The 21,435-nt window shown below is 62.4% G+C and carries 21 protein-coding genes and 2 pseudogenes; 19 read left to right on the forward strand and 4 right to left on the reverse strand.

Annotated features, from left to right (window positions below; translation table 11 throughout):
* Positions 1 to 96, reverse strand: a pseudogene (locus C0Z16_RS35410) (IS5/IS1182 family transposase); the annotation flags it as partial.
* A 73-nt stretch (positions 97 to 169) separates the two neighbouring features.
* On the opposite strand from C0Z16_RS35410, the gene C0Z16_RS35415 reads away from it, so the two are divergent.
* Positions 170 to 490 (forward strand): hypothetical protein, encoded by a 321-nt coding sequence (locus tag C0Z16_RS35415; protein ID WP_244201494.1) that lies wholly within the window; start codon positions 170 to 172, stop codon positions 488 to 490.
* Between the two features lie 388 nt (positions 491 to 878).
* Here C0Z16_RS35415 and C0Z16_RS35420 read toward each other — a convergent pair whose 3' ends face one another.
* Both C0Z16_RS35420 and C0Z16_RS35425 read right to left on the reverse strand, forming a co-directional pair.
* The gene (locus C0Z16_RS35420) at positions 879 to 2,261 is read right to left on the reverse strand and encodes a hypothetical protein (protein WP_102636623.1); all 1,383 of its coding nucleotides are present in this window, start codon (positions 2,259 to 2,261) and stop codon (positions 879 to 881) included.
* Between the two features lie 825 nt (positions 2,262 to 3,086).
* Positions 3,087 to 3,707 carry an SEL1-like repeat protein gene (locus tag C0Z16_RS35425; protein WP_102636624.1) on the reverse strand — a complete coding sequence of 207 codons (621 nt, stop codon included), beginning with the start codon at positions 3,705 to 3,707 and terminating at the stop codon, positions 3,087 to 3,089.
* A 413-nt stretch (positions 3,708 to 4,120) separates the two neighbouring features.
* Here C0Z16_RS35425 and C0Z16_RS35430 point away from each other — a divergent pair, with 413 nt between their 5' ends.
* Complete coding sequence (locus C0Z16_RS35430) at positions 4,121 to 4,474, forward strand: hypothetical protein (protein WP_102636625.1); 354 nt, start codon at positions 4,121 to 4,123, stop codon at positions 4,472 to 4,474.
* A 357-nt stretch (positions 4,475 to 4,831) separates the two neighbouring features.
* Here C0Z16_RS35430 and C0Z16_RS39190 read toward each other — a convergent pair.
* Positions 4,832 to 4,978 (reverse strand): annotated as a pseudogene (locus C0Z16_RS39190) (putative PEP-binding protein); the annotation flags it as partial.
* A gap of 589 nt (positions 4,979 to 5,567) precedes the next feature.
* On the opposite strand from C0Z16_RS39190, the gene C0Z16_RS35435 reads away from it, so the two are divergent.
* The 17 genes from C0Z16_RS35435 to C0Z16_RS35515 all read left to right on the forward strand — a co-directional run bounded on the left by C0Z16_RS35435 (position 5,568) and on the right by C0Z16_RS35515 (position 20,876).
* Positions 5,568 to 7,283 carry a sigma-54-dependent Fis family transcriptional regulator gene (locus tag C0Z16_RS35435; protein ID WP_102636626.1) on the forward strand — a complete coding sequence of 572 codons (1,716 nt, stop codon included), beginning with the start codon at positions 5,568 to 5,570 and terminating at the stop codon, positions 7,281 to 7,283.
* A 418-nt stretch (positions 7,284 to 7,701) separates the two neighbouring features.
* Positions 7,702 to 7,938 carry a phenol hydroxylase subunit gene (locus C0Z16_RS35440; protein WP_102636627.1) on the forward strand — a complete coding sequence of 79 codons (237 nt, stop codon included), beginning with the start codon at positions 7,702 to 7,704 and terminating at the stop codon, positions 7,936 to 7,938.
* Positions 7,939 to 7,991: 53 nt separating this feature from the next.
* Positions 7,992 to 9,005, forward strand: a complete 1,014-nt coding sequence (locus C0Z16_RS35445; RefSeq protein WP_102636628.1) for an aromatic/alkene monooxygenase hydroxylase subunit beta — start codon at positions 7,992 to 7,994, stop codon at positions 9,003 to 9,005.
* Between the two features lie 7 nt (positions 9,006 to 9,012).
* On the forward strand, positions 9,013 to 9,282 hold the full coding sequence (locus C0Z16_RS35450) for an MmoB/DmpM family protein (RefSeq protein WP_102636629.1): 270 nt from the start codon (positions 9,013 to 9,015) through the stop codon (positions 9,280 to 9,282).
* A gap of 19 nt (positions 9,283 to 9,301) precedes the next feature.
* Complete coding sequence (locus tag C0Z16_RS35455) at positions 9,302 to 10,825, forward strand: aromatic/alkene/methane monooxygenase hydroxylase/oxygenase subunit alpha (RefSeq protein WP_102636630.1); 1,524 nt, start codon at positions 9,302 to 9,304, stop codon at positions 10,823 to 10,825.
* A 41-nt stretch (positions 10,826 to 10,866) separates the two neighbouring features.
* Positions 10,867 to 11,226: a phenol hydroxylase subunit P4 gene (locus tag C0Z16_RS35460; protein ID WP_102636631.1), complete on the forward strand. Its 360-nt coding sequence runs from the start codon at positions 10,867 to 10,869 to the stop codon at positions 11,224 to 11,226.
* Positions 11,227 to 11,240: 14 nt separating this feature from the next.
* Positions 11,241 to 12,314, forward strand: a complete 1,074-nt coding sequence (locus C0Z16_RS35465; RefSeq protein WP_102636632.1) for an NADH:ubiquinone reductase (Na(+)-transporting) subunit F — start codon at positions 11,241 to 11,243, stop codon at positions 12,312 to 12,314.
* A gap of 33 nt (positions 12,315 to 12,347) precedes the next feature.
* Entirely contained in the window at positions 12,348 to 12,719 is a 372-nt protein-coding gene (locus tag C0Z16_RS35470) for a 2Fe-2S iron-sulfur cluster-binding protein (protein ID WP_102636633.1), read from the forward strand.
* A gap of 25 nt (positions 12,720 to 12,744) precedes the next feature.
* Complete coding sequence (locus C0Z16_RS35475; protein WP_102636634.1) at positions 12,745 to 13,674, forward strand: catechol 2,3-dioxygenase; 930 nt, start codon at positions 12,745 to 12,747, stop codon at positions 13,672 to 13,674.
* A gap of 40 nt (positions 13,675 to 13,714) precedes the next feature.
* Positions 13,715 to 15,169, forward strand: coding sequence for a 2-hydroxymuconic semialdehyde dehydrogenase (locus C0Z16_RS35480; RefSeq protein ID WP_102636635.1), 1,455 nt, complete (start codon positions 13,715 to 13,717; stop codon positions 15,167 to 15,169).
* 8 nt (positions 15,170 to 15,177) lie between these two features.
* The gene (dmpE, locus tag C0Z16_RS35485; protein WP_102636636.1) at positions 15,178 to 16,002 is read left to right on the forward strand and encodes a 2-oxopent-4-enoate hydratase; all 825 of its coding nucleotides are present in this window, start codon (positions 15,178 to 15,180) and stop codon (positions 16,000 to 16,002) included.
* Positions 15,999 to 16,787, forward strand: coding sequence for a 2-oxo-3-hexenedioate decarboxylase (gene dmpH / locus C0Z16_RS35490; RefSeq protein ID WP_102636637.1), 789 nt, complete (start codon positions 15,999 to 16,001; stop codon positions 16,785 to 16,787). The genes dmpE and dmpH overlap by 4 nt, the downstream gene beginning before the upstream one ends.
* Positions 16,788 to 16,818: 31 nt before the next feature.
* Positions 16,819 to 17,010, forward strand: coding sequence for a 2-hydroxymuconate tautomerase (locus C0Z16_RS35495; protein ID WP_102636638.1), 192 nt, complete (start codon positions 16,819 to 16,821; stop codon positions 17,008 to 17,010).
* Positions 17,011 to 17,038: 28 nt separating this feature from the next.
* Positions 17,039 to 17,998, forward strand: coding sequence for an acetaldehyde dehydrogenase (acetylating) (locus tag C0Z16_RS35500; protein ID WP_102636639.1), 960 nt, complete (start codon positions 17,039 to 17,041; stop codon positions 17,996 to 17,998).
* Between the two features lie 20 nt (positions 17,999 to 18,018).
* Positions 18,019 to 19,026, forward strand: coding sequence for a 4-hydroxy-2-oxovalerate aldolase (gene dmpG / locus C0Z16_RS35505; RefSeq protein WP_102636640.1), 1,008 nt, complete (start codon positions 18,019 to 18,021; stop codon positions 19,024 to 19,026).
* A gap of 71 nt (positions 19,027 to 19,097) precedes the next feature.
* Positions 19,098 to 20,000, forward strand: a complete 903-nt coding sequence (locus C0Z16_RS35510; RefSeq protein WP_102636641.1) for a SphA family protein — start codon at positions 19,098 to 19,100, stop codon at positions 19,998 to 20,000.
* A gap of 48 nt (positions 20,001 to 20,048) precedes the next feature.
* A complete protein-coding gene (locus C0Z16_RS35515) occupies positions 20,049 to 20,876 on the forward strand; it encodes an alpha/beta fold hydrolase (protein ID WP_102636642.1) in 828 nt (275 codons plus the stop codon).
* The last annotated feature ends 559 nt before the right edge of the window (positions 20,877 to 21,435 follow it).

The raw sequence follows: 21,435 nt of genomic DNA on the forward strand, positions 1-21,435 counted from the left end.
CTTGCGCCCCGGATACCGGAAGCGTCTCGGCCTTGCTGGCGGTAGAAGTGGTTCGATCAATGCCCACAATTCGTCGTCGATGATTGGCCTGGCCATCTCCTCGCTCCGCTCGTCACAACGGTCGAGGTTAACAGCTTTGCGTTTGAGTTAACAGTAGTTGTAGCTCTTTTTGAAACATCGCCTTAATGAGCTGATGCGAACCGTGTACCTCGCATGGTTTCTCCAGGAGGACGGTTACGGAAACGAACCGGTCCGGCACTTCAAGACTGCGGAACATGCTGTGGAGGCCGCACTGAAACTGGCCCATTCGGCGAACGAGTGGGTGCTTGCTGAAGACGCTGTTCCGGTTTTTGAGGGCCTGCTGGCCTTGCACGATGCACAACTCGCCATCGTACCCCTGCACAAAATAATCAGCGCAGAACGCCGCCTCCGGCAATTCCTCGCCGGCACCGCTAGTTCGCCGGTCCCAGACGTAGATCCAACGGCATAACAGCCTTTGCCGGCGGCGCCAAAAGATTGTAGGGGTAAATTCAGGACAACGTAACGTTAATGGTCTTCTTCATCCCGGAGTGCAGCGAGGATGCTTTCTATCCTTCGCGATCGGTGAGCGCTCGACGCGCGTTAGCCGCGTGAGCGCAAGTGCTACGGATGCGTTCCGCGATCAAGTTCGACCTGGCATGCGGACGGATCCTGCAGATCGAAAGCAAGGGCGATGCGAAACACCGCACCAGGGTCGGATCGACAAGCTAAGGCAATTTTCCGACTGTTGAGCTATGGTCCACCGTCGATCAGGAAAGGGCGGTTCTTCGCGCACCGGGCCAGGCTACCCCGACGCGCTTCATGCGCCATTCCGGAACGGATCGTGGCATGCTACCGCCTTACAACAGGACTGCCTGCTGCAAAAGCTGCAGAGCCTTCAGTTCGTCCAGTCGACCCGTGCGGGCCTTACCTGCCAGCGTCTTGATCAATGCTTCCGCGATCGGCGCGATACCGTGAAGATTCTCAAGGCTGGTGGCGGAAGCGGGGAGCGAGACGGCGGATTGCTGCGGGATTGCAGCGGCTGAAAGCGATTCGGGGGTTGCCGGTGTGGGCGCCGGCACGTCGGCATCACCTTCTTCTGCTGAGCGACTTGCAAGCACCTGGGGAGTCTCACCGTCATGATTCCGCTGGCTGACGGCTACCGGTTCTTTCTCCGCTGCGAAATCCGCCGGAACAGGCGAGGCGCTTTCCGGCTCGACTGGGACGCCCGCTCGTGCACGCCCGGTGCGCGTCTTTGCATCGACGCGCTTCCCTGGCACGCCATCCTTCGTCGCGACCGCGTGCGGCTCCTTCTCTTCAACGGAAACACGGCCGCGCGAAGCGGGCGTTAGCAAACGCGACACCGACTCCGGAATTTCCGCTTCGGAGTGCGGCGTATCCAGCCAGCCGGCTGGCAAACCAAGTCGCTCCGTGAAACGGTTTGCTTCGGCACCATCCATGCGTTTCTTGCCATATAGCCGATGGGCCATGTTGGATCCGCTCATCGCCATGACCACGCCCAGTCTTGCTTTCGATCCGTTGCGACCGGTGAGAACGTGGAGATTGGCGCGTCGGATATTCTGAAGCGCGGCGCTGTCGTCTAGGGCCAGCGCTTGCTTCTGTGTTATTGCAGGAGACGTCCTGTTTTTCGGGGGTGAGCCTTTTTGCGGCGCACGAGGGGAGGGCTGTTCGGCCATCTGGTTTTGACTGTTCCTGACGGCTTTGGGTGACCCACTCGTTGCTTTCTTCTGCATTTGCGCTTCCTCGGACAAACTGGTTTCAGGATAGGGTTGTTGGCCGTCGCTCAGGGCGAAATCCGGTTCAGGTGTTTCCGACACTGCTTCCGGTTCATCGTCGGTCTGAATGAAGTCGAGCGGTGATTTCAGGCGGGAGATGGTTTCGGCCGCAAGCGCAGGATTGGGTTGATCAAAAAAGCCGTGAGGCAACCCAAGCGTGGTTTCCATGTGAAAGGCGGTCTCGGGCGTGAATCTCTCGCCCTTCGTCAGTTCAGCCACTCGCGCCATGTTCGATCCCAGTCCCAGCGCGATGTTCTCGGCACCCACCGTATCGACCAGAAACTGGAATGACCGCGTTTTGAAAATGGAGGCCGTCTGGGCAGAGTCCCGGGCAGGTGCATTGACGTACGGTTGTCTCGGCCGGGTGGACGCAGATTTGTTTGGGTGACGAGGCTGGCGCTGGCCGCTGTCCCGGGATCCCGCATATCGTCCGCGGGGTTGACTCATAAAGTAGGGCTCCTGCGATGATTGGGTGCTGACCTTCTGATTATAAGGCAGCCGGTGCTGGCATTTGACGCGTCGACCATGGGGTGGCGCGATGACATATGCAGGGCGCAGGGCGATCGCGCTGTACTGCTTCAGTCTCCGAATCTTCCAGTCTCGATCTGGTTGCGCCCGACCTGTAAGGCATCGCATAGTCTGCCTTCCGCCGATCACAGGAAACCGTCGCATATCAGGCAGGCGATGGAGTCGATTCGCCGGCCTGCTCACGTTCAGCGCAACAGCTCCCGCCGGCGTTTGATCCGTGCGTGGTCAGGGGATGGGTCACTTGCGCGGTAGGCCGCGCAAAAACCGGGTTGGATCTTTTTCAGGCCGGAATCGTTCGAACTGCCAGGGACTATTTCCGCACATGCCGTCGGTGACGACATGTGCCTGCCGACCTCCGAAGCGCCAGGGAAGCGCACAGGTGCTTCGCTGGATCGCGTCCCTGGTATCGATCATGAAAGCGTACTTGTCGATTGACGCCTCATCACCAGGAGTCTCTTCTCCGTAACATCGGCGTAGCGATTGACGGACAGTCTGTCGAGTGCCGGATGTCGCCAATCCTGACGCAAGTCCCAATGGGAGAGGCCGCCGATAGTGACACTGCTTGTGTCATCACGAATGCGCCCGGCGCAACATGAGGTTCTGACTGCGCATGGATCTGACCGCCTCAACCCGGGCGCCGGCAGACGCGGCACCAGTTGCCTGCCGGCGTATCTGCGGCCAACTCACGCGGTTTCATCTCTTAACCTCGTCCTCCGGCTGCCTCTGGCAGGCAGTGGGGCTCCGTTACCGCAGCGCTGCCAGACGGCGTTGACAACCCATGTCATCTCCCCCGCGTCGATAGGTCTGTATGGCCTTCGTGCGGTCCGGCGTAACGCTTCTATCTTCTGCACCCCACGCGCCCTCCCAGAACAGCCCGAGATTGTGTGCTGACGCCTTGTGCCCGAGCTTGATGGCGTGCTCGTAGAGCGAAAGCGCGCGGCTCACGTCCGCCTGCATGCCCCGCCCGAGCCGTGCGCTGTCGGCCAGCGCGGCGGCCGCCATGCCACGAAGATGGCCGTCCGCGGTCTCATCCTTCATCACATCTCCGAAAATCGCATTACCCTTCTCAAGGTCCGCCTCGCCTCCCGTTGGTGTGACGAGAGAAATGGCCATTGCCATTCGCCAGGCGGGATGCCGGTTGGTGCCGATGCGCTCCAGCAGCCAGCGGCCCAGGTCTGGCGCGCGATTGAGCGTGCTGGTGAGAAGCGCATTTGCGATGGCGGCGATCGACTCGGCGGACAGGAAGCCGGTCTTGTTTGCTGCAATGACGTGACGGGAAAACTTTTCAACATCGAGGGTAGGGTCGGCGCGGCGCAACTGATGCCATTCGCGCTCGATCGTTCCTACCCAGCTCTGGATTTGCATGGTGAGTGATTCCGTGGTGAAGAATGCACCTGATTCTAGCTCACCTTTTGACGGCTACACTGTCGGGCCTGCTGCCTCGCATCGCCTGCGTTCGCCAGATGGAGGGCTTGCATCCGTTGCCGCAATCTCCATCAGGTGGCGATATCAATAACGCATCGATCGTGTTGCCGTCATCCGCGTGCTGAGCCTGGTCGTGCACGGAGTCAGGAAGCGGTGCAGGCCATCAGCGCGTGCTTCAACATGACGGCCGTGCCGCATTCCATAGTGAATTGCCAGGCATGGATACCGGCGGTACTGCTATCGCAACTTGTGGCAAGATCGGGACCGGAACGCAGACAGGAGCTCGCGAACCGCAGGCGGCAGTATTCGCCAGTCTGCTTCGCACGACGTTTTAGAAGGAGCGCTGCCCCACGATGGCTGATGCATTTGAACTTGTAGCGCTGGCATTGCCCGGCGACGTCGCCCCCGAGTCACTGCCCGCCACCGCCCGCCAGTTCATCGCGGATTGCTGGCCCGGCATGAGCCGCAGCCAGTTAATCGCCCGCGCCCGGCGCCTTTCACTGCGGCCGTCGCTGCGCGCATATCGTCCGGGTGCGCCGGGCGAAATCGGACACTTTGCACTCACGCTCACGGCGGGCATGCAGACCGTGTCCCTGATCGCGCATTTACGCCGCGTCGCACAGCGGCGTGCATCCGCGCGCAGTCGCAAGGCGGCCACCGCCTCGCGGCCCCCCGTGCGCGATCCGCGTCAGGCGTCGTTGTTCTGACTCGAGCGTCAACCCGGAGGATCGTCATCGACAGGAGTGCCACGCAGGTGCGCGCGATCATGAGCGAGGTTGCGACGCTTGACTGGGACTGCCGGTAGGGGCCGTGCACACGACAACGGGCCGGGTCGATGGCGCGACGATCAGGATGACAAACCGTTCTATGCATGATTGATCCGCGGCACCCATGTTGCGCCACGGGCGGGCGTCACCCGGCGTCAGAGCATGCCGACGATCGGCACTGTGGACGCTTTCCGTGATTCATGAAAAGGCAGTTGATTCCCAGGATTCCCCTCTTGGTCCGCAAGAGTAACTCCACCACGAAGCGCAGTTCGAGCAGTGGCATCGAGAGCCGATCGCCCCCAGCGCACTGCAAGCGCCGACCGTTTTGCCGTGCCGGTTCGCATCTTGCACGGTCGCCGCGATGAACCGGAGCACGGCCGGACGCAGACCGTCGGCCTGCGCGGCGAGATCCGCCTGATAGCGGTCCATCGCGACGGTGTATTCCCGTCGGTGCCGGTCGACATGAGACGGGTAAGCGGCGGGCGGGAGGCAGTATGTTCAGGACTTGGATCGGCGGGCCACGTATGCAACTCGGCCGAGGCGGTCATTCGCCGAACCCTAACGCGGGTCGCTCCCGAGCGGCCGGTTTCGAGAAAACAGATTCTGCTGGTCATCGGAGATCAACATGCTCACGCAATTCGTGCGCGAAAAACCGATTCATGTCTCCACAGATAGGCTCTCGTGCTGACGAAGCCACCCGCTGTGCGTTTACACCAAATGAACAAGCACGCGCATGCGTGGGGATTTCGCTGGCGCAGTTGCGCGCGCTAGCAGGCGAAAGACGCTTCACCAAATGGACAGTCCATTCGGGTCGTTTTGATGATTTGATTAATCGGTCGCTGGGGTAAGTACTGACCTCGTCATGACGATTCGCCCGCGCCGGCGGTGGCACCCAAACAGCCAACCCCAAAAGCCGACGACAGATCAGTTGCTCACAATTGCGGCCTTGGTCCGTGACGATGAGCTGACTTCCCGGCATGGACTTTGCCTAGAATAGAGATGGAGACACCTCGTACATATAAAAGGAGGCGCTGTGACAGACAGCACCGCGCGGTTTTCGGCGAGCATGCGGGAGGGGATCGAGAACCTTTCGCGCCGCCTGAAATTTGTCAGACAGGAGGGACACATCTGGCTCGGCGAGAATCGCATGATTCTCCTCCACACAGCCACAGTGGGCGCTTTGCGCAAGGAACTCGTCGATACGCTTGGCCTTGAGCGTACGCGGGGCCTGTTCACGCGAATGGGCTTTCAATCCGGCACGCGCGACGCAGAGCTCGCCCGCACTTTACGCCCCACCGCGAGCGATTTCGGCCTGCTCGAACTCGGGCCGTGCCTGCACGTGCTCGAAGGCAACGTGCGAGTGACGCCGATCGAAGTGGACATCGATATCGCCAACGGCAAGTACTACGGCGACCACCTTTGGGAAGACTCGTTCGAAGCCGAAGTGCACCAGAAAATCTTCGGCCTCAGCACCGATCCGGTCTGCTGGATGCAGGTCGGCTACGCGAGTGGCTATACGTCGGCGTTGATGGGCCGCACCATCCTCTACAAGGAGACGCTGTGTTCGGGCTGTGGCGATCCGCATTGCCGCATCGTGGGCAAGCCGGTCGAAGAGTGGCCCGACGGCGACGAGATGCTGAAGCTCTACACGCCCGACCCGGTCATCGAAACGCTGCTGCAACTGCAAAGCGAAGTGGAAAACCTGCGCTCGCTACAGCAGGAAGTGGCGCAGCCGGAAGAACTGGTCGGCGCGTCCACGGGTTTTCTCGCAGCGTGGGGGCTCGCGCAGCGCGCGGCGTCGAGCGACGTGACCGTGCTGTTGCTCGGCGAAACGGGTGTCGGCAAGGAGCGCTTCGCGCGCGCGTTGCACGGCGTGAGCCGGCGGCGCGACAAGCCCTTTGTCGCCATCAACTGTGCCGCCATGCCGGAGGAGTTGCTCGAGGCCGAGCTTTTCGGCGTTGAGCGAGGCGCGTTCACCGGCGCGCATCAGACGCGGATCGGCCGTTTCGAGCGGGCGGATACTGGTACGCTCTTCCTCGATGAAGTGGGCGAGCTCTCGGCGTCGGCGCAGGCCAAGCTGCTGCGCGTGCTCCAGGAAGGCGAGTTCGAGCGCGTCGGCGACGACCGCGTGCGCAAGGTCGATGTGCGGGTTGTCGCCGCGACCAACGTCGAGTTGACGGAGGCGGTGCGGCGCGGCGCGTTTCGCAAGGATCTGCTGTACCGTCTCAATGTCTATCCGGTCACGATCCCGCCGCTGCGCGAGCGGGCCGACGATATCCCCCGCCTCGTCGAGCGATTCATCGCGAAGTACAGCGTGCGGCACAGCAAGCGCGTGCTGGGCCTCACCGATCGTGCAATAGCGACACTGCGCGCCTACGCGTGGCCCGGCAATGTGCGTGAACTCGAAAACGCGGTGGAACGCGGCGTGATCCTCGCGCGCGCAGGCGGGCAGATCACGGAGCGCGATCTGTTCACGGCCCTCCCGGAGTCCGCAGACGACAGCGCGGCGTCGCTCGACGAGCGCGGCCATCCGCTGCGGGAAAACGCAGGCGTCGCCGACGCGTTGTTTGATCACATGATGCGCGAAGGCATACCGCTCGACCGCGTGGAGAACATGCTTATCGAAGCGGCCGTTGAACGTGCGGGCGGCAATCTGAGTCAGGCGGCGAGAATGCTCGGTATCACGCGTCCGCAGCTTGCTTATCGCTGGCGCAATCGCGACAAGGCCGCCCAGACCGCGGACAAATAATCACGCTGTTATGGCCGAACACACGGGCTGCCCATCGGGTGGCCCGTTTCTTTTTGGCGGGGGGTGGGCGGATCCCGACGCTTGATCATTTGATGAACGTCACGGCAGAGCATCGGCACCGCCGGTGCCCCGCGTGACGCACGTACCGCCTTGCCGCTCGCGGTTCGTCAACGCCAGACAACGCGCAGCCGACCGGCCGCAGCAACCTCGCACCCAAACAACGGCCTGCGCTGACGGCCTCTCTGCGCGCGCTTCATCAAATGGTCAAGCAGCCCGCCATCGCTTGATGCTTTGATCATCGCAGCGCGCCGCGATTGCGGCTTATTGGTTGATTTTCTTCGGGCAAACCCTCGCATTTTTCACCGAAAGAGCACATGGCACAGGTCGTGCAATAAGGAAGAAAAGCTAGGAGGCAACGATGCAAGATCCGAGACCGCTGTTCGATCGAACTGAACGATTCGTTCGGATAACTGCGCAACGCAACGACGGCTATGTCGAATTCGACTTCTCGGTGGGAGATGCCGATCTCGCCGTCGAACTGATCATGAGTCGGACCATGTTCGATCGCTTCTGCCAGGTCAACGCGGTGCGCACGCTCACGCAGACCGATGAACAGATCGATCTCACGCGAGAACGCTGGCGATTCGAAGGCTAGCGCAAGCGACGCGGTATTTCAGAAGAGTAGTGGACAAACACGGAGACAGTCTCATGCAAATCGAAATCAAGACGCTCAAGGCCCAGCCGCTGCGTCAAACCTATGGGCACGTCGCGCGCCGTTTCGGCGACAAACCGGCCTCGCGATATCAGGAAGCGACCTACGACATCCAGCCCACCACCAACTTTCACTATCGGCCGACATGGGCGCCGGAGTTTGAGTTGTTCGACGCGAGCCGCACGCAAATCCGCATGAGGGACTGGTACGCGCTGAAGGATCCGCGCCAGTACTACTACGGCGCTTATGTGACGACACGCGCGCGGCAACAGGAGGCGGCCGAAGGCGCGTTCGATCTGGTGGAGCGTCGCGGACTGCTGGCGGGGCTGTCGTACGAATGGCAGGAGCGCCTGATCGCCGGGATGTTGCCGCTGCGTCACATCGAATGGGGCGCCAATATGAACAACACGCTGTGCGCCGATTACGGCTATGGCACCGCGATCACGCAGGCCTGCACGTTCTGCGCGATGGACCGGCTAGGCATTGCCCAGTATCTGTCGCGTATCGGTCTCGCGCTCGACGGCAACACGGGCGTCGCACTGGAACGCGCAAAGACCGCGTGGCTGGAAGCCGAGCCCTGGCAGCCCTTGCGCCGCCTCGTCGAGGACCTCTTCGTGATCGAAGACTGGTTCGAGACCTTCGTCGCGCAGAACCTTGTGCTCGACGGCCTGTTGTATCCGCTCGTCTATCAGCACTTCGACGCGTTCGCTGCGCAGCACCTCGGTGCAAGTCTAGCGATGCTCACCGAGTTCACGCAGCAATGGCAGTCCGATCACACCAAGTGGGTCGACGCGCTGATCCGCACGGTGAGCGCTGAGTCGCCAGAGAACCAGCAGCGAATTGCCGACTGGGTCGAGCACTACCGCGTCCGCACGCTCGACGCACTGCTCCCCGTTGCAGGCACGCTGCTCGACGGCGCGGGCGCTGCCGCACTCGATGAATGCGACGCGCAGTTCGCCGCGCGTCTTATCAGGCTCGGCGCATTGTCGGTTGCAGCAGTCCAACCCTGAGGCCGTCATGCAAAACGTCTACATCGCATTGCAGAACACCGACGAAACGCGCGCGATCGTCGCCGCAATTACTGCCGTGAATCCCGAGGCCACAGTCAACGAGTATCCGGCGATGGTGAAGATCGACGCGCCCGGCAAGCTCGTGATTTCACGCCACTACGTATCGGAAGAACTGGGCCGCGACTGGAACATCCAGGAGCTGCAACTGAATCTGGTGTCGCTGTCGGGAAACATCGACGAGACCGACGATGCCTTCACGCTGCAATGGCACGTCTGACATAACCTGGAGACGAACAATGGACGCACGCAAGAAGCTGAACCTGAAAGACAAGTACGCTCTGATGACGCGCGATCTTGGCTGGGAAACCAGTTATCAGCCGATGGACAAGGTGTTCCCGTTCGATCAGTACGAGGGCATCAAGATTCACGATTGGGACAAGTGGGAAGACCCGTTCCGCATGACGATGGACGCGTACTGGAAGTATCAGGCGGAGAAGGAACGCAAGCTGTACGCGATCATCGATTCGTTCGCGCAGAACAACGGGCATATGAATGTCTCCGACGCGCGCTATATCAACACGCTCAAGCTGTTCCTGACCGGCGTGACGCCGCTCGAATACGCGGCGCATCGCGGTTACGCGCATCTGGGTCGCCATTTTCGCGGGGTTGGTGCGCGCGTCGCTTGCCAGATGCAGTCGATCGACGAATTGCGTCACTGTCAGACTCAGGTCCACACGCTGTCGCTTTACAACAAGTATTTCAACGGCTTCGCGGAATGGCCGCATATGTACGACCGCGTCTGGTATCTGTCGGTGCCGAAGTCGTACTTCGAAGATGCGATGAGCGCCGGTCCGTTCGAATTCATCACGGCGATTTCGTTTTCGTTCGAATACGTGCTGACGAACCTGCTGTTCATGCCGTTCATGTCAGGCGCGGCGTACAACGGCGATATGGCGACGGTCACCTTCGGCTTCTCCGCGCAGTCCGATGAGTCGCGTCACATGACGCTCGGTCTTGAAGTCGTGAAGTTTCTCTGCGAGCAGGACGCCGGCAATGTGCCGATCGTGCAGAAATGGCTCGACAAATGGTTCTGGCGCGGTTTCCGGCTGCTGACGCTGGTCGGCATGATGATGGACTACATGCTGCCCAAGCGGGTGATGTCGTGGTCCGAGGCATGGAAGATCTATTTCGAAGACGCGGGCGGCGCGCTCTTCAAAGACCTCGAACGCTATGGCCTGCGCATGCCGAAGTATCACGAGATCGCGACGCAGACCAAGGACCGCATCACCCACGAAGCGTGGGCGACCTTCTACAACTACGGCGCCGCAGCTGACTTCCACACATGGGTGCCGTCCGATGAAGAACTCGACTGGCTCTCCGCCAAATACCCGGACACCTTCGACAGCGTCTACCGGCCGCGTTTTGAATACTGGCGCGAACAGCAGCAGGCGGGCAAGCGCTTCTACAACGCGAATCTGCCGATGCTCTGCCAGACCTGTCAGGTGCCGATGTTCTTCAGCGAACCGGACGATCCGACGAAGATCGCCTACCGCGAATCGACGTATCACGGGATGAAGTTCCACTTCTGCTCGGACGGCTGCAAGGACATCTTCGAAGGCGAGCCCGAGAAATATGTGCAGGCGTGGCTGCCGGTGCACCAGATCTATCAGGGCAACTGTGGTGGCGCGTCGCTCGAGGATGTTCTCAAGTACTACAACCTCAGCCACGGTCACGACAACCTCGACTTCGCCGGCTCGCCCGATGAACGCAACTGGAATGCGTGGAAAGACGAATCCAGCGCTCACGCTTCAGGCGAATAAGCGCGACGCGACACGAGAACAGATAGACGAAGGAGACAGGCATGAGCATCACCGCGATCAAACCCTACGCGTTCCAACCGGCCGACCGCGAGTCGCAATTTCATGGCAACCGGCTGCTCTACATCGGCTGGGAGGACCACCTGATGTTTGCCGCGCCGATCTGCGTGCCGGTGCCGGCTGATATGACGTTCGGCGCGTTGGTGTCGGACGTGCTACCGGGTCTGTATGACGCGCATCCGGATTTTGCCGCGATCGACTGGCACACGGCGCAGTGGTTCCGGTCTGGGGAGCCGTGGCAGCCGGACAGCGGGCGCTCGCTCGCCGACAACGGGCTCGTTCACAAGGACGTGATCCGTCTGCGGACGCCGGGCCTGGCTGGCATCGGCGGTTCGTGCAGCTAACGTGGGAGACAGTGATGGACTACACCGTACGTATTGAACCGCTCGGCCAGACCATCCGCATCGAAGCCGGGCAGACGCTGCTCGATGCCTGTTTGCGCCAGGGCGTGTGGCTTCCGCATGCCTGCTGTCACGGGCTGTGTGCGACCTGCAAGGTGCAGATCGTCGACGGCGAGATCGATCAGGGCGACGCGTCGGACTTCGCGCTGATGGATTTCGAGCGCGAAGAGGGCAAGTGCCTGGCGTGCTGCGCGACGCCGATGTCCGATCTCGTGATCCAAGCCGACATCGACGAAGACCCCGACGCGCAAAATCTGCCGCTGCAGGATTACACGGGCACGGTCGTCGCGATGGAAGACGCCACGCCGACTATCCGCGTCATCCGGCTCGCGGTGGAGGGCGCCGGGCGTGTCGCGTTTCAGGCAGGCCAGTACCTGAATCTGCATGTGCCGGGCTGTGGACAGCCGCGCGCATTCTCGCTTGCCAATGCGCCACATGACTCCGAAATTGAGATGCACATTCGCCGTGTGCCGGACGGGGTCGCGACCGGCTGGCTGCACGACGAACTGCGACCGGGCGCGCAACTGGCGTTCGCCGCGCCGTTCGGGCGCTTCTTCGTGCGCAAACAGGCGCAGGTGCCTACGATCTTCCTCGCCGGCGGCTCGGGCCTGTCGAGCCCGAAATCGATGATCCTCGATCTGCTGAACGAAGGCGCGACGTTGCCGATCACGCTGATCCACGGCGCCCGCACACGCGACGAACTCTATTTCGAAGCCTTTTTCAACGACCTGGCCGGGCGCTACCCGAATTTCCGTTACCTGCCCGCGCTGTCGAGCGAGCCGGACGGCAGCGGCTGGCCGGGCCCGCGCGGTTTTGTCCACGAGGTGCTGAAAGCGCAGTACACCGACGCCGCGGGCATCGCCGATTTTCGCGGCCACAAGGCATATGTGTGCGGGCCGCCGCCGATGGTCGAGGCCTGCATCAAGACCTTGATGCAGGGCCGGCTGTTCGAGCGCGACATCTACACGGAGCAGTTCCTTTCGGCGGCGGATGCGAGCGCGGCAGCCAAAAGCCCGCTGTTTCGCATCTGACGCGCTCCGTCGGCTCACTCAAGGAGATCGGTGATGACCTGGCGGATCGAAGTTGAAAACACTGGCGACACTTTCGGTTGCGCAGAAAGCGCCACCGTGCTTCATGCGATGGCGGCGACAGGCGGGCGAGGCATTCCGCTCGGCTGTCGCGGCGGCGGCTGCGGTGTGTGCAAGGTGCAGGTGCTGAGCGGCCGCTATCACGCCTGCAAGATGAGCCGCGCCTGCGTGAGCGCCGACGAGGAAGCGCGCGGCACGGTGCTCGCATGCCGCATCAGTCCGCTCACGGATCTGTCGGTGCGCGTGATCGGCAGGATGGCGCGCTGCATCGACAAGGCGCGCGCCAGAACGGTGGCGGAAGAACACCAAGAATCCATCCAGCAGCAACAGGCGCCGGGCGGCGTCTGAACCAGAACCATCAAGGAGACACATCATGGCATTGCAAGGCGTACTGCGACCCGGCCATATTGCGCTGCGGGTCCTCGAAATCGGTCCGGCGTTGAAGCACTACATTGACTTGCTCGGCCTGCATGAAACCGGCCGCGACGCGCAAGGGCGCGTGTATCTGAAGGCATGGGACGAACATGACCATCACAGCGTCGTGCTGCGCGAAGCGGAGGAGCCGGGCATGGATTACGTCGGCTTTCGCGTCGACAGCGAAGCGACGCTCGACCGGCTCGCGAACGCGGTGAAGGAATCGGGCTGCGCCAAAGACTTCATCTGGATGGAGGCCGGCGAGCATCTGCATACAGGGCGGCGTTTCCGCTTCACCGTGCCGACGGGCCATTCAATCGAACTGTTCGCCACGAAGGACAACGTCGGCTGTGCAACCGGCGACGTGAACCCCGATCCCTGGCCCGACGGCCTGCGCGGCATGTCGCCGAGCCGCTTCGATCATTGCCTGCTGTACGGCGACGAACTCGACGATACCGTGAAGCTCTTTCGCGATGTGCTCGGCTTTTCGCTGGCCGAGCAGGTCGTTACACAGGAAGGCATGCAGATAGCCGCGTTCCTGACGTGCTCGAACAAGGCGCATGACATCGCGTTTATCCGCCACGCGGAGAAGAACAAGTTCCACCACGTGTCGTTCCAGCTCGACAGTTGGGGCGACGTGCTCAAGGCCGCGGATCTGATTTCCAAGCACGACGTCGCGCTCGACATCGGACCGACGCGTCACGGCATCACGCGCGGTGCGACGATCTATTTCTTCGATCCGTCCGGCAACCGCAACGAGGTCTTCGCGGGCGGCTACATCCACTACCCGGACAAGCCGACTATCACGTGGCACGACAAGGATCTGGGGCGTGCGATCTTCTATCACGACCGCAAGCTCAACGAAGCCTTCCTGAGCGTGTTGACCTGAGCCGCGCAACTGGCGCAACGAAAAACGATCGAGACTGTCCATGACTGAATTCAAGAATTTCATTGGCGGCGAGTGGGTCGGCACGAATCGCCCGTTCGAAGACCGCAACCCGGTCGACAACAGTGTGATCGGGCTCGTGCACGAGGCCGGCCGCTCCGAGGTCAACGCAGCGGTGCTGGCCGCGCGCGCGGCCTTGCACGGACCGTGGGCACGCATGACGCTGCCGCAGCGCGTCGAACTGCTGTACGCGGTGGCCGACGGCATCAACCGGCGCTTCGACGACTTCCTCGCCGCCGAAGTTGCCGACACCGGCAAGCCGCACGCGCTGGCGAGTCACGTCGACATTCCGCGCGGCGCGGCGAACTTCAAGGTGTTCGCCGACATGATTCGCAACGTCCCCACCGAAAACTTTGCCATGGCGACGCCGGACGGCGGCGAAGCCCTCAACTATGGCGTGCGTACGCCGCGCGGGGTGATTGCGGTCGTGTGTCCGTGGAACCTGCCGCTGTTGCTGATGACATGGAAGGTCGCGCCGGCGCTCGCATGCGGCAACACGGTGGTGGTGAAGCCGTCCGAGGAAACGCCGGCTACCGCAACGCTGCTTGGCGAAGTGATGAACGAAGTAGGCGTGCCAAAGGGCGTCTACAACGTCGTGCACGGTTTCGGTCCCGACTCGGCGGGTGCGTTCCTGACTGAGCATCCCGGCGTGAACGCAATAACTTTTACCGGCGAAACGCGCACCGGCGAAGCCATCATGAAGGCTGCGGCAAACGGTGTGCGGCCGGTGTCGTTCGAACTCGGCGGCAAGAACGCGGGCATCGTCTTTGCCGACTGCGAGTTCGATGCGGCCGTGGCGGGTATTGCGCGTTCCGCTTTTGAAAACACAGGGCAGGTGTGTCTCGGTACGGAGCGCGTCTACGTGCAACGGCCGATTTACGAGCGCTTTGTCGATGCGCTTGCGGCACGAGCGAAGGCGTTGCGTCCGGGGCGCCCCGACGCCGAAGGCACCACCTTCGGTCCGTTGATCTCGCAGATGCATCGCAGCAAGGTGCTGTCGTACTGCGAGCAGGCGCGCGCCGACGGCGCGGTGGTCGTAACGGGCGGCGGCGTACCCGATATGGCGGCCGGGTTGAAGAACGGCGCGTGGATCGAGCCGACGATCTGGACTGGCCTGCCGGACGGCTCGCGCGTGATCCGCGAGGAAATCTTCGGCCCGTGCTGCCACATCGCGCCGTTCGACGACGAAGCTGAAGTGATCGTGAAAGCCAACGACACGCCCTACGGTCTCGCCGCCACCGTGTGGACGCGCGACGCCGGCACCGCGCATCGCATGGCGCGTGCGCTCGACGTAGGCATCTGCTGGATCAATTCGTGGTTTCTGCGCGATCTGCGCACCGCGTTCGGTGGCGCGAAACAGTCGGGGATCGGCCGCGAAGGCGGTATCCATTCGCTCGAGTTTTATACCGAGTTGCGCAATGTATGCGTCAAGCTGTGAGGGCTGAGATGAATCCGTTAAAAACAGAAGGGCTCGCGCCCGAAGCGATCGAGCGCTACGGCGCCGAACTCTATCGCGCGTTGCGTCATGCGCAGCCGATTGCGCCGCTGACCGCACGCGAACCGGGCATCACGATCGACGACGCCTACCGTATCCAGTTGCGGATGATTGAACGCCGCATCGCGCTCGACGGCGAACGAGTGATCGGCAAGAAGATCGGCGTGACGAGCGAAGCGGTGATGAACATGCTCGAGGTGCGCCAGCCGGACTTCGGGCATCTCACGTCGGCGATGGTGTTCGCGGACGGCGCCGCCATCGACGCGTCGAAACTAATCGCGCCGAAGGCCGAGGGCGAAATCGCGTTCGTGCTGAAACACGATCTTGCAGGCCCAGGCGTAACGAATGCAGACGTATTGCGCGCCACCGAGACCGTCCTGCCGTGCTTCGAGATCGTCGATTCGCGTATTCGCGACTGGAAGATCCGCATTCAGGACACCGTGGCTGACAACGCGTCGTCGGGCGTATTCGTGCTCGGCGATCGGGCCGTCGATCCGCGCGAGCTCGATCTCGCCCTGGTCGGCATGACGCTCGAAAAGAACGGCGAGATCGCGGCAACTGGCGCTGGCGCGGCGGCGCTCGGGCATCCGGCTAACGCGGTCGCGTGGCTCGCGAACACCCTCGGCCGGCTCGGCATGACGCTCAACGCGGGCGAGGTGATCCTGTCCGGTTCACTCGCGGCGATGGTGCCGGTGACGGCGGGCGACTCGCTGCGGATCAGTCTCGGCGGCATCGGCAGCGCGTCGGTGCGCTTCATTCAAGGAGAACAACCATGACGCTCGATCAGACGACGATCGACGCCCTCGCGCAGAGCCTGGACGAGGCCGAACTGCAACGCGAGGCGATCACGAAGATCACCGACGCGTATCCGCAGATCGATTGGGCCGACGCATATGCGATCCAGGACGCGCTGCGCGCGCGCAAAGAAGCGCGCGGCATGAAGGTCGCGGGCCTGAAGATGGGTCTCACGTCGCACGCGAAGATGCGCCAGATGGGCGTGACGGACCCGGTCTACGGTTTCCTGACCGACTACGGCTCGTGCATGGACGGCGCGGCGATCGACACCTCGTCGCTGATCCATCCCAAGGTGGAAGCAGAAATCGCGTTCGTGACGAAGCAGCCGCTTTCCGGTCCCGGCTGCCACATCGGCACGGTACTGGCCGCAACCGACTTCGTGCTGCCCGCGGTGGAAGTGATCGACTCGCGCTACGAAAACTTCCGCTTCGACCTGAAGAGCGTGATTGCCGACAACACGTCGTCGGCGCGCTTTGTGACGGGCGGCCGGCATCGCAGCGCCGAGGGACTCGACCTGAAGAATCTCGGCGTGGTGCTGGAGAAAAACGGCGAAATCGTCGCGGCGGCGTCGGGTGCGGCGGTGCTGGGTCATCCCGCGGCGAGCGTCGCGATGCTCGCTAACCAGCTTGGCGCGCGCGGCAAGGCCATTCCCGCGGGCACGTTGATCCTGACCGGCGGCGTGACCGAGGCGGTCGCGATTGTCGCGGGCGATTCGGTCACGGCGCGCTTCCAGCATCTCGGCAGCGTGTCGATGCGCTTCGTCTAAGCGAAGCGCGCCCGCATAAACGGAGACATTCATGCCCATCATCCACGTTCACCTGATGGAAGGCCGCACCGACGAACAGAAGGCGGGCCTGATCGACGCACTGACCGACGCCGCCATCGAATCCATCGGCGCGCCGCGCGAATCGGTGCGCGTGCTGCTGATCGAAATCCCGAAGACGCAGTTCGGGATCGGTGGCAAAACTGCATTCGAACTTGGGCGCTAGCGCGCCATGCATCAAAGGAAACCTGACCATGACAAACCTACATGGCGCATCGGCGCCGCAAAAAGCAGCCATCATCGGCTCGGGTAACATCGGCACCGATCTGATGATCAAGATCCTGCGTCACGGCAAACATGTCGCGATGGGCGCGCTCGTCGGCATCGATCCGCAGTCGGACGGCCTCGCGCGCGCACAACGTCTCGGCGTGCCGACGACCGCGGGCGGCATCGACGGCCTGCTAGCCATGCCGAACTTCGGCGACATCCGCATCGCGTTCGACGCCACCTCGGCGGGCGCGCACAAGCATCACAACGCGCTGCTGCAGGCGCACGGCGTCAAGGTCATCGACCTGACGCCCGCCGCAATCGGCCCGTATGTGATTCCGTCGATCAATCTCGACGATGAACTCGACGCGCCCAACATCAACATGGTGACGTGTGGCGGGCAGGCGACAATTCCGATGGTCAACGCGGTATCGCGTGTGGCGAAGGTCCATTACGCGGAGATCGTTGCGTCGATCTCCAGCCGCTCCGCCGGCCCAGGCACGCGTGCGAATATCGACGAATTCACCGAGACCACCTCGAAGGCGATCGAGGTGCTCGGCGGCGCGACGCGCGGCAAGGCGATCATCGTCCTGAACCCGGCTGACCCGCCGCTCATCATGCGCGACACCGTGTTCACACTCTCCGATCCCGCCGAGCGCGATGCTATTGAAGGGAGCGTCGCCGCGATGGCCGAGCGTGTGCAGCGCTACGTGCCGGGATATCGGCTCAAGCAGCGTGTGCAGTTCGACCTGTTCGACGCAAGGCAGCCGCTGAACGTGCCGGGCTTCGGCCCGATCACGGGACTGAAGACCTCGATCTTTCTAGAGGTGGAGGGCGCCGCGCACTATCTGCCGGCCTATGCGGGCAACCTCGACATCATGACCTCGGCCGCGCTCGCGTGCGCCGAACGTATCGCCGAAACGCGGCTCGCGCCGCTCGCGGCCTGATCGCGCAACGGAGCGACACCATGCATAACCGCAAACTTTACATTTCCGACGTGACGCTGCGCGACGGTAGTCACGCGATCCGTCACCAATACAGCATCGCGAACATGAAGGCGATTGCGCGCGCACTCGACGAGGCGCGCGTTGATTCGATCGAGGTCGCGCACGGCGACGGTCTCTGCGGATCGAGCTTCAACTACGGCTTCGGCGCGCATAGCGACGTCGAATGGATTGCGGCCGTCGCCGAAACGGTCAGCCACGCGAAGGTCGCGACGCTGCTGCTGCCGGGCGTCGGCACCGTCCACGATCTGCGCAACGCCTACGATGCGGGCGCGCGCGTCGTGCGCGTCGCGACGCATTGCACCGAAGCGGATGTGTCGAAGCAGCATATCGAGCACGCGCGTGAACTCGGCATGGACACCGTCGGCTTTCTGATGATGAGCCACATGACGACGCCCGCCGCATTGGCGCGGCAGGCAAAGCTGATGGAAAGCTATGGCGCGACCTGCGTCTATGTCGTGGACTCGGGCGGCGCACTGTCGATGGACGGCGTGCGCGAGCGCTTCCGCGCCTTCAAGGACGTGTTGAAGCCCGACACCCAGACCGGTATGCACGCGCACCACAACCTGTCGCTCGGCGTGGCGAATTCGATCGTCGCGGTCGAGGAGGGCTGCGACCGGATCGACGCATCGCTGGCGGGCATGGGTGCGGGGGCGGGCAACGCGCCGCTCGAAGTGTTTATCGCGGCGGCGGACCGGCTTGGGTGGAATCACGGCTGCGATGTGTACGGCCTGCTCGACGCAGCCGATGACATCGTGCGTCCGCTGCAGGATCGGCCGGTGCGTGTCGACCGCGAAACGCTGGCGCTTGGCTATGCGGGCGTCTATTCGAGCTTCCTGCGGCACGCTGAGGCGGCCGCCGGGAAATACGGTCTGAAGACGATCGATATTCTTGTGGAGCTGGGGCGGCGGCGCATGGTCGGCGGGCAGGAAGACATGATCGTCGATGTCGCGCTCGATCTGAAGAAGTAACCCAGTTGCGGGCGGCCGCCAGGCCGTCCACCCACAAAGGCTCACGAAAACAATATCCAGGAGACAGCAAGATGGAAGTTCGAATCGCGTTCAGGCGAGGGATGCTGCTGGCCGGCATTTGTGCCGCACTCAGTACCAACGTGCACGCCACCGAAGGCGGCAGCGACACGATAGGCGAGGGCGCCGAGGCCTTTTTCGCCGGAGCGTTGCCGCCCGCGGGTCTGTATGGACTGCTGTACTACACGCATTACTTCGCTTCGCGCTTCAACGACTCGCATGGCAACAGTTCCGTGCCGGGGTTCAAGCTGAATGCTGACGTGCTGATTCCGAGGCTCGTGTACATGTCGAATCTGTCGCTGCTCGGCGGGCGCTTCGGCGCGTATGCGGTGCTACCCATGGAGCATCTGTCGCTCGACGCGGGTGGGGCCTCGTTCGATCGCACGACTCTCGGCGATCTGATTGTGAGTCCCGCGATGATCGCGTGGGGCGATGGTTCGCTGCGAACCGTGGCCGCAGTCGAATTCGTCTTGCCGACGGGACAGTATGACAAGAGCGCGGCGTTGAATACCGGCAAGAACTACTACACAGTGAGACCGGTGTTCGGCATCAGCTGGTTCCCTGCCGTCGGATTCGAGATGTCGGCCAAGGTTACCTACAGCGTCAACTCGATGAACACCGCGACCGACTACCACTCGGGCCAACTGTTCCACGTCGACTATGGCGCGAGCTACGCGGTCACGACGAGGGCGCGAGTCGGCATTGCGGGCTATTTCGTCAAGCAGACCACGGACGACACGCAATACGGCGCGTCGGTGAACGGCGAGGGTTTTCGCGGTCAGGTCTTCGCAATCGGCCCGGGGTTTCGCTACGAGTTTGCGAAGGGGAGCGTGGACGTGCGTGTGGTGAAGGAGCTTCTCGTGAGAAACAGACCGGCGGGCGAGGCGGTGTGGGCGCGCGCGGTAATCCCGTTCTGACAATCAATCAATGCCGCCGCCACGAAGGCGACGGCCAGGGAGTTCACCATGACACAGCAACTCGATCCTGAAATCGGCCTGCGGATTCGCGCGGCGGGCCTCGACACGAATTATCACGACGTCGGCGCCGGCGAACCGGTGTTGCTGATTCACGGCTCGGGGCCCGGGGTCACCGCGTGGGCAAACTGGCGTCTTACGATCCCAGCGCTCGCCCGTACGCGCCGCGTGATCGCACCCGACATGGTGGGTTTCGGCTACACGGAGCGCCGCGCGGGCACACATTACGACATGGATCTGTGGGTGAACCACTTGGTCGGTCTGCTGGACGCGCTTGACATCGAGAGCACCGACCTGGTCGGCAACTCGTTCGGCGGTGCCCTCGCGCTGGCAATGGCCGTGCGTCATCCGCAGCGCGTGCGCAAGCTAGTGCTGATGGGTGCAGCGGGTGTGCGCTTCCATCTGACGCCGGGGCTCGATGCAGTGTGGGGCTATGAGCCAACGGTGGCGAACATGCAAAGCATTATGAACGTGTTCGCGTTCGATCGTTCACGCCTTACGCCCGGGTTGGCGGAGTCGCGCTATCGGGCCAGCATCCGGCCCGGCTATCACGAGTCGTTTTCGGCGATGTTCCCGGCGCCGCGGCAACGCTGGGTCGATGCGCTCGCGTGCCAGGAGCATGAACTGCGCGGCATCCGGCGATCGACGTTGATCGTGCATGGCCGCGATGATCAGGTGATTCCGCTCGCCAACTCGCTGCGGCTGCTCGAACTCATCGGCCCGTCGCAATTGCACGTATTTGGACAATGCGGACACTGGACGCAGATCGAACATGCCGATGCGTTCAATCGGTTGGTCGACAATTTTCTGTTGGATTAGAAAAAGCGGAAGCTACTTCCCGCTTACCAGTTCCTTTGTCCGCAGGGCGATGGCCGAGAAGGCCTCTTTCTACGATCTGCTGTCAGTCGCTGGAGACCACGACCCGCTTGGATTCACTACTCGATCCGTCGCTGACAGCTTTCAGGACTTCGCTGCGCATTTCGATGTGTAGCGACGACCGAAATGGGTCAACCACTGCCTTCGCGTCTGGGAGTGGTTGGCCGGTCGACCTCAGCGCCAAATGGTCAACAATCGATGTGTAGGGACGCGACGACCGCGTAGGCGCATTCTGATGCACTTTTGCTGGGAACGGTGGCGGAGAGTTGTTGGCCTTCGACTTTGCCGGGGTCGTTTTCATGCTGCCCATGATGGTATGCATTCAGCAATCGAATGAGGACCGCCAAGGCGGTCTGATCTCGGATACCGCTTTTGATTGAAAATCATCTAGCGGGCCTCCTCCGCCGCCCTGATGGGTGGCGGGGTTAAAGTGAGTTTGCCAACAGCGCTTTAACCGGAAGGAGGTCCATCATGAACTATAGCGGCATTGACCTGCATTCGA

The organism is Paraburkholderia rhynchosiae (assembly GCF_002879865.1).
GTDB classification, from domain to species: Bacteria; Pseudomonadota; Gammaproteobacteria; order Burkholderiales; family Burkholderiaceae; genus Paraburkholderia; species Paraburkholderia rhynchosiae.